Raw genomic sequence first — 7,124 nt, 5'->3', positions numbered from 1 at the left:
TTCAACACCACGAGAGCGGAACAGTCAGGCGGAATAAGCCCGACCGTTCACAGCGTCCTCGCTGTGTTTTTTCAAAGGAACCTCGCCCTCTCGTACGAGAGAGACGGGGTATCAACATATCTGGCGTTGACTTTTGGCACGCTGTTGAGTTCTCAAAGAACGGTCGCTTCCTTTGTACTCACCCTCTCAGGCTTTCCTCCGGGCGCTTCCCTTCGGTCTTGCGTTTCCGACTCTATCAGATCTTTTCTCGATCCGATGTCCCAGTCGGGGGGCTTGTCTCGGGGCTTTCGGCTTTCGCCGCCCGCCTTTTCGACATTCACTACGTTAGCCGATTCCCTCGGGGAACTCATAATCGAGTCTCGCGAGTTCGAATTCGGGCACACGGGTGCGCCAGAAACGACCCCGCTGAGGGGTTGAAGCTAGGTAGTGGGTTGGCCGCTCCGGCTGCAGGCGATCGCCGTACCCGGTTCAGCGGCTCGGGCTACATTACGCACCCCGGCGGCCCGCGTCAACTTCGGCGGCGCCGGGGCACGTGGGCCCGATAAGGGCTCACCGTCGGGTCGTTGGCGACCCAGAAGCGCCACGGGTGGAGGTCGCCGTCGCCTCCCTCGCCGGCCACGCCGGTACGGGGACCGTTGCGTACCTGGTCGGAGGGGACGGGCGTCCCGGTGAGCATCCTCAGGGGGGTCTCGCCGGCGGCGCACGCGTCCGTGCCGTCCAGGGCCCGGTCGACCTCCAGGGCGGTGGCCAGCCGGGCCGGACCCTTGGCAAGTTCCTTGTCGTTCCGGGCCGAAACGCGGCGCTTGCGGGCCAGCTCTGCGCCCTCCACCACCTCGCCCGCGCGGAGCAGGACCGCGCTGGCCCGGCCCTCGGGTCCGCAGACCAGGTTCATGCAGTGCCACATGCCGTAGGTGAAGTAGACGTACACGTGTCCGGGCGGGCCGAACATCACCGCGTTGCGGGCGGTGGGGCCACGGTAGGCGTGCGAGCCGGGGTCTTTCGGGCCGTCGTACGCCTCCACCTCCGTGAGGCGGAGGGCGATCGGGCCGTCGGGTGTCGTCCGGACCAGGATGCGGCCGAGGAGGTCGGGAGCGACCTCCAGTACCGGGCGGTCGAAGAAGGCTCGGGGCAGTGGCGTACGGTCCGGGGGCGCGATCATGCCCTCCGAGGGTAGTCCAGACGGGGCACCGCGCCGGCGGAACCGGGCGCGGGCGGATCGCGTTTGTACGGGTCGAGGGTCCATTCGTAAAGGGAGAGTCATGGCGTTCAAGAAGCTGCTCGCGAGCCTGGGGGCCGGCGGGGCGTCGGTCGAGACGGTGCTGACCGAGGTCAATGTCGTACCGGGTGGTGTCGTCCAGGGTGAGGTGCGGATCCAGGGCGGGTCCGTGAACCAGGCGATCGAGGGGCTGTCCGTCGGCCTCCAGGCCAAGGTCGAGGTGGAGAGCGGCGACCAGGAGTACAAGCAGGACATCGAGTTCACGAAGGTGCGGCTCGGCGGGGCCTTCGAGCTCCAGGCGGGGGCCGTGCACGCGGTGCCGTTCGGCCTGGAGATCCCCTGGGAGACGCCGATCACCATGATCGACGGGCAGGCCCTGCGGGGGATGAACATCGGTGTGACCACCGAGCTGGCGATCGCGCGGGCCGTGGACTCCGGCGACCTGGACCCGATCAACGTGCATCCGCTGCCGGCGCAGAAGGCGATCATGGACGCCTTCATCCAGCTGGGCTTCCGCTTCAAGAACGCGGACATGGAGCGCGGCCACATCCGGGGCACGCGGCAGAAGCTGCCGTTCTACCAGGAGATCGAGTTCTTCCCGCCGTCGCAGTACCGGGGTCTGAACCAGGTCGAGCTGAGCTTCGTCGCCGACGAGCACGCGATGGACGTCGTGCTGGAGATGGACAAGAAGCCGGGTCTGTTCAGTGAGGGCTCGGACACCTTCCGGTCGTTCCAGGTGGGTCTGAACGACTGGCAGGGGACCGACTGGGCGGCGTACCTCAACCAGTGGCTGTCCGAGGTCGGCAGCAAGCGCAACTGGTTCTAGGCTCGGGAACCGCAGGTTCCAGATCATCGATCAGGAGGTACCGAGGTGACCGAGCTCAAGCGGCGGCCGCTCCCCCATGACTTCCATCCGCCCGTGCCGTCGTTCACGGTGACGAGCGAGGACATCGAGGAGGGTGCGACGCTCAAGAGCGCCCAGGTGCATGCGGAGGGCAACACCTCGCCGCAGTTGCGCTGGGAGGGCTTCCCGCCCGAGACCAAGAGCTTCGCCGTGACCTGCTACGACCCCGACGCGCCGACCGGCAGCGGGTTCTGGCACTGGGTCCTGTTCGACATCCCGGCCTCCGTGACGGAGCTGCCGGAGGGCGCGGGCAGCGGCAAGTTCGAGGGGCTGCCCGAGGGCGCCGTGCACGCGCGCAACGACTACGGGACGAAGGACTTCGGCGGTGCCGCTCCGCCGCCCGGGGACGGCCCGCACCGGTACGTCTTCACGGTGTACGCGGTGGACCAGGAGAAGCTGGGTCCGGACGCGGACGCCTCTCCGGCTGTCGTCGGCTTCAACCTGCGGTTCCACACGATCGCGCGCGCTCAGCTCATCGGTGAGTACGAGAACCCCGCTGAGGGCTGACGTCAGCGCAAGGATTCAGCCAAGGGTTCATTGAACGTTTGCCCGCCTCCGGTCTTGGAAGTGATCGGAGGCGGGCATTTTTTATTGCGTTGTCCATCTCGGCGCGCCCGTCCAGAGTTGATCCGAGCCCGCCGGGGGGTGGGCAGGTGCACACGGGAGGTGGGCTGGATGCGTGACACGCTGGTGCTGAACGCGAGCTTCGAGCCGCTGTCGACGGTGACGCTGAACCGCGCGGTCGTTCTGGTGCTCCAGGACAAGGCCGTGGTCGAGCAGGCCCATCCCGAACTGCGGATGCGGGGTGCCGATGTCGACATACCGGCGCCTCGGGTGATCCGGTTGTGCCGGTACGTACGGGTGCCGTTCCGAAGACAAGCTCCGTGGTCGCGGCGGGGAGTGCTGGTCAGGGACCGGCACCGGTGCGCGTACTGCGGGCGGCGGGCGACGACCGTGGACCATGTGGTGCCGCGGTCGCAGGGTGGGCAGGACACGTGGCTGAATACGGTTGCCGCGTGTGCGGAGGACAATCACCGGAAGGCGAACCGGACTCCGGAGGAGGCCGGTATGGCTCTGCTCCGGGAGCCGTTCGAGCCGACGCCGGCCGATGCGATGCTCTTGGCTCTGGGGCGGGAGGAGTTCGACGCGCTTCCTGAGTGGCTCGGTCGGGATGCGGCCTAGGCGTCTGCCGGGTTCTGTTCGTCGGCGGCTGCGGGTCGTGTCGCGTTGCTCGCGCAGTTCCCCGCGCCCCTTCCGGGGCGCGGCAGAACCTGCGTAGAAAAGCTCCCTCAGTCGATCGACGGCTTCTCTCGGCGCTCGGAGCCGCCGTTGCCCGACGAGCCGCTGTTGCCCGAACCCCCGCCCAGGGGACCGAAGTTGCCCATCGCTCCGGACAGGCCCTTGAGGGCGTCGCCGATTTCGCTGGGGACGATCCAGAGCTTGTTGGCGTCGCCCTCGGCGATCTTGGGGAGCATCTGAAGGTACTGGTAGGACAGGAGCTTCTGGTCGGGGTCGCCGGCGTGGATGGCCTCGAAGACCGTGCGGACGGCCTGGGCCTCGCCCTCGGCGCGCAGGGCGGCTGCCTTGGCCTCGCCTTCGGCGCGCAGGATCTGTGACTGCTTCTCGCCCTCGGCGGTGAGGATGGCGGCCTGGCGCGTACCTTCCGCGGTGAGGATGGCGGCGCGCTTGTCACGGTCGGCGCGCATCTGCTTCTCCATCGAGTCCTGGATGGAGGTCGGAGGCTCGATGGCCTTCAGTTCCACGCGGTTGACGCGGATGCCCCACTTGCCCGTGGCCTCGTCCAGGACGCCGCGCAGGGCCGCGTTGATCTCCTCGCGGGAGGTCAGGGTGCGCTCCAGGTCCATGCCACCGATGATGTTCCGGAGCGTGGTGACGGTGAGCTGCTCGATCGCCTGGATGTAGCTGGCGACCTCGTAGGTGGCGGCCCGGGCGTCGGTGACCTGGTAGTAGATGACCGTGTCGATGTTCACGACCAGGTTGTCCTGGGTGATCACCGGCTGCGGCGGGAACGGTACGACCTGTTCCCGCAGGTCGATGCGGTTGCGGATGGTGTCGATGAACGGGACCACGATGTTGAGGCCCGCGTTCAGCGTCCGCGTGTAACGGCCGAAGCGCTCGACGATGGCCGCGCTGGCCTGTGGGATGACTTGGATTGTCTTGATCAGGGCGATGAAGACCAACACCACCAGGATGATCAAGACGATGATGACCGGTTCCATCGTCGTTCCCCGTACCCTTCTCCGCCTCGGCGCCTTCGGCAGATCTCATGACTGTTGAGGATCTTGCTGGTCGAGTCTGACAGACCGTCGCGCAACTCGTGAGTCCTTCTCGGCGAGTTGTCCTCAGATGACGATCGCGGTGGCCCCTTCGATGTCCACGACGTCCACCTCCTGGCCCACTTCGTAGGCACGGCCGGTGTCGAGCGCGCGGGCCGACCAGACTTCCCCGGCGAGTTTGATGCGGCCGCCGGACGCGTCGACCCGTTCCAGTACGACGGCCTGCCTGCCCTTCAACGCCTCCACGCCGGTGGCGAGTTGGGGGCGCTGTCTGCCGTGCCGGGCCGCTATGGGCCGGACGACGGCGATGAGGGCGACGGAGACGATGACGAACGTCAGGACCTGGATGACCGCGTCGAAGCCGAGGGCGGAGACGACCGCCGCCGCGACGGCTCCCACGGCGAGCATGCCGAACTCCGGCATCGCGGTGACCACGAGCGGGATTCCGAGCGCCGCCGCGCCGACGAGCCACCACACCCATGCGTCGATGTCGTTCACATGGTCATGGTAGGGCCGCGGTCGGGCGGCGGACAGGGCGCGCGGGGAGAGCGGCGGGGTCAGGACAGGGGCAGGCCCTGGGCGGTCCAGCGGTCGCCGACCTGCTCGACGACGAGCGGGAGGCCGAAGCAGAGGGAGAGGTTGCGGGAGGTCAGTTCCAGCTCGATCGGGCCGGCGGCGAGCACCTTGCCCTGGCGGATCATGAGGACGTGGGTGAAGCCGGGGGCGATCTCCTCGACGTGGTGCGTGACCATGATCATCGAGGGGGCGATGGGGTCGCGGGCGAGCCGACCGAGGCGGCGGACCAGGTCCTCGCGGCCGCCGAGGTCGAGACCGGCGGCGGGCTCGTCGAGCAGGAGCAGCTCGGGGTCGGTCATCAGGGCGCGGGCGATCAGGGTGCGCTTGCGCTCGCCCTCGGAGAGGGTGCCGAACTTCCGGTCCAGGTAGTCGCTCATGCCGAGGCGGTCGAGGAAGGCGCGGGCGCGCTGGTCGTCGACCTCGTCGTACTCCTCCTGCCAGTGGGCGGTCATGCCGTAGGCGGCGGTCAGGACGGTCTCCAGCACGGTCTGGCGCTTGGGGAGCTTGTCGGCCATGGCCATGCCGGCCATGCCGATGCGGGGGCGCAGGTCGAAGACGTCGACCTTGCCGAGGGTGTCGCCGAGGATGGTGGCGGTGCCCTTGCTGGGGAAGAGGTAGCTGGAGGCGACGTTGAGCAGGGTGGTCTTGCCGGCGCCGTTGGGACCGAGGATGACCCAGCGCTCGCCCTCCTTCACCGACCAGGAGACCTGGTCCACCAGAGCCCGGCCCTCACGGACCACGGATACGTCCTGAAGCTCCAGAACATCGCTCATGAGCGCGTTGTCTCCCCTTGCAGTGTGGCCGGTCTCGGCTGTCGCGTACGCCTGTGGCTCGGGTCCGCCGCGCCGGTGGGCGCAGCCCTTATGAAATCTACGCCACGAGCGCCCCGCTCCATTCCATCGGTCCGGTCCTTAGGGTGGGGGCATGCTCTCGGAACCGCGTTCAGGACGCCTTGCCGCTTGGGGAAATGCCCTTTTGGCCGGACTTGTCTCTCCGGATGACGCCGCGCTCGCTGTCGTGGGCGAGGACGCCGTGCACCGGGTGGAGGGGCTGCCGGGTGAGTCCGCGCCGGTCGGGCTGACGCTCGCGCTGGGGCGGCTGCGCACGCTGGGGGTGACCGGGCTGCGGGTGGCGCTGCCCGCGCCGGGGCATCCGCTGGGGCTGAGCGGTCCGCCGGAGTTCAACGCGCGGGCGCTGGAGGCCGAGGAGGCGGTGGTCTGTCACGGCGCCGCGTTCGGGCTGGTGCCTCAGGTGTACGAGGCCGGGCCCGAGGGTGATGTACATGCCGAGGTGGTCTGGCGAGTGCTGCCGGTGCGGGAGGCGCCGCCCGCCGATGTGCCGTCGCTGGGCGAGGCCGAGCGGGAGCTGGCGGAGGCGCTGCGGGACGCGACCGAGGTGCTGTCGAAGCTGGACGTCGCCGGGTCGGGGCCGGTGGCGGAGGCGGCGATCGAGGCGTACCGGGCACGGGTCGACCGAGGCCGCGAGGTGCTGGCGCCGGGGTATCCGCCGCGCGCGGTGAGGGTGTTGGAGCTGGCTCAGCGGGTGGGGCTGCTGGTGTCGCTGGCGTACGGCAACGGCCACGGGGGCGCGGTGAGCGCCTCGGAGATGGCGGCGCGCGGAGAGGCGCTGCGGCCGGTGGAGCGGACGGCCCGGCGGGCGCAGGTCGCGGCGTACAACGCGTTCGTGGAGGAGCGGGAGCGCGGGGTGCGGTGAGCCGGGGGCCCTGGCCGGTGCGGATGCCCGGGGACTCGGTGCAGGTACGTATGCCTGAGAGCCGGGCCCCCGGGCTCGTCGTCACCGGCTGACGCTCGTGTTGCCGAACGCCGGGTTCAGGGCGCCGACCAGGTCGGCGGTCAGGCCGTCCACCTGGACCGGGACGTCGACCGGGACCTGGGCCGTGAGGCCGGACGCGACGCCCCGGGATCGCACGGCCATGTCGTGGGCGTCCGCGTCGGCGACGGCGATGTTCATGGGACGGGTTCCTCCTGCGTGTGCGGCTGTGACCCGGCCGTGGGTCGTGTGCTGATCAACGCGGGAGCCTCCGGCGAGGTACGCGGACCCCGGTTCCGGCGCCCGTTCGGGTCAGTCGGACGACAACCGGACAGGCCCCCCGGTGCGCCCCGAGGGGCCT

General features: G+C 69.2%; 9 protein-coding genes. 4 read left to right on the top strand and 5 right to left on the bottom strand.

Features of this window, described 5'->3' with window-relative positions; translation table 11 throughout:
• Positions 1-508: 508 nt before the first annotated feature.
• Positions 509-1,159 carry a DNA-3-methyladenine glycosylase gene (locus ACZ4WH_RS13400; protein ID WP_468179785.1) on the bottom strand — a complete coding sequence of 217 codons (651 nt, stop codon included), beginning with the start codon at positions 1,157-1,159 and terminating at the stop codon, positions 509-511.
• Between the two features lie 100 nt (positions 1,160-1,259).
• On the opposite strand from ACZ4WH_RS13400, the gene ACZ4WH_RS13395 reads away from it, so the two are divergent.
• The 3 genes from ACZ4WH_RS13395 to ACZ4WH_RS13385 all read left to right on the top strand — a co-directional run bounded on the left by ACZ4WH_RS13395 (position 1,260) and on the right by ACZ4WH_RS13385 (position 3,302).
• The gene (locus ACZ4WH_RS13395) at positions 1,260-2,042 is read left to right on the top strand and encodes a sporulation protein (RefSeq protein ID WP_031098836.1); all 783 of its coding nucleotides are present in this window, start codon (positions 1,260-1,262) and stop codon (positions 2,040-2,042) included.
• 45 nt (positions 2,043-2,087) lie between these two features.
• Entirely contained in the window at positions 2,088-2,627 is a 540-nt protein-coding gene (locus tag ACZ4WH_RS13390) for a YbhB/YbcL family Raf kinase inhibitor-like protein (protein WP_468179783.1), read from the top strand.
• A 168-nt stretch (positions 2,628-2,795) separates the two neighbouring features.
• Positions 2,796-3,302 (top strand): HNH endonuclease, encoded by a 507-nt coding sequence (locus ACZ4WH_RS13385; protein WP_468179781.1) that lies wholly within the window; start codon positions 2,796-2,798, stop codon positions 3,300-3,302.
• Between the two features lie 107 nt (positions 3,303-3,409).
• Here ACZ4WH_RS13385 and ACZ4WH_RS13380 read toward each other — a convergent pair whose 3' ends face one another.
• The 3 genes from ACZ4WH_RS13380 to ACZ4WH_RS13370 all read right to left on the bottom strand — a co-directional run bounded on the left by ACZ4WH_RS13380 (position 3,410) and on the right by ACZ4WH_RS13370 (position 5,766).
• Complete coding sequence (locus ACZ4WH_RS13380) at positions 3,410-4,360, bottom strand: SPFH domain-containing protein (protein WP_468179779.1); 951 nt, start codon at positions 4,358-4,360, stop codon at positions 3,410-3,412.
• 123 nt (positions 4,361-4,483) lie between these two features.
• Positions 4,484-4,915 carry an NfeD family protein gene (locus ACZ4WH_RS13375; protein ID WP_468179777.1) on the bottom strand — a complete coding sequence of 144 codons (432 nt, stop codon included), beginning with the start codon at positions 4,913-4,915 and terminating at the stop codon, positions 4,484-4,486.
• A gap of 59 nt (positions 4,916-4,974) precedes the next feature.
• On the bottom strand, positions 4,975-5,766 hold the full coding sequence (locus ACZ4WH_RS13370; protein ID WP_468179775.1) for an ABC transporter ATP-binding protein: 792 nt from the start codon (positions 5,764-5,766) through the stop codon (positions 4,975-4,977).
• 151 nt (positions 5,767-5,917) lie between these two features.
• On the opposite strand from ACZ4WH_RS13370, the gene ACZ4WH_RS13365 reads away from it, so the two are divergent.
• On the top strand, positions 5,918-6,706 hold the full coding sequence (locus tag ACZ4WH_RS13365; RefSeq protein WP_468179773.1) for a hypothetical protein: 789 nt from the start codon (positions 5,918-5,920) through the stop codon (positions 6,704-6,706).
• An 81-nt stretch (positions 6,707-6,787) separates the two neighbouring features.
• Here the strand turns inward: ACZ4WH_RS13365 and ACZ4WH_RS13360 are convergent, their stop codons facing one another.
• Complete coding sequence (locus ACZ4WH_RS13360; RefSeq protein ID WP_468179771.1) at positions 6,788-6,964, bottom strand: chaplin family protein; 177 nt, start codon at positions 6,962-6,964, stop codon at positions 6,788-6,790.
• Between the last annotated feature and the right edge of the window lie 160 nt (positions 6,965-7,124).

It is taken from the genome of Streptomyces sp. NPDC029138 (assembly GCF_055564375.1).
Note: the sequence above shows the minus strand (reverse complement) of the source record. Positions and strands in the feature narration are given on the sequence as shown.

Coding starts and splice junctions, on each gene's coding strand:
- ACZ4WH_RS13360 (WP_468179771.1), bottom strand. CDS start 6,964: ATGAACATCGCCGTCGCCGACGCGGACGCCCACGACATGGCCGTGCGA.
- ACZ4WH_RS13400 (WP_468179785.1), bottom strand. CDS start 1,159: ATGATCGCGCCCCCGGACCGTACGCCACTGCCCCGAGCCTTCTTCGAC.
- ACZ4WH_RS13395 (WP_031098836.1), top strand. CDS start 1,260: ATGGCGTTCAAGAAGCTGCTCGCGAGCCTGGGGGCCGGCGGGGCGTCG.
- ACZ4WH_RS13385 (WP_468179781.1), top strand. CDS start 2,796: ATGCGTGACACGCTGGTGCTGAACGCGAGCTTCGAGCCGCTGTCGACG.
- ACZ4WH_RS13370 (WP_468179775.1), bottom strand. CDS start 5,766: ATGAGCGATGTTCTGGAGCTTCAGGACGTATCCGTGGTCCGTGAGGGC.
- ACZ4WH_RS13365 (WP_468179773.1), top strand. CDS start 5,918: ATGCTCTCGGAACCGCGTTCAGGACGCCTTGCCGCTTGGGGAAATGCC.
- ACZ4WH_RS13380 (WP_468179779.1), bottom strand. CDS start 4,360: ATGGAACCGGTCATCATCGTCTTGATCATCCTGGTGGTGTTGGTCTTC.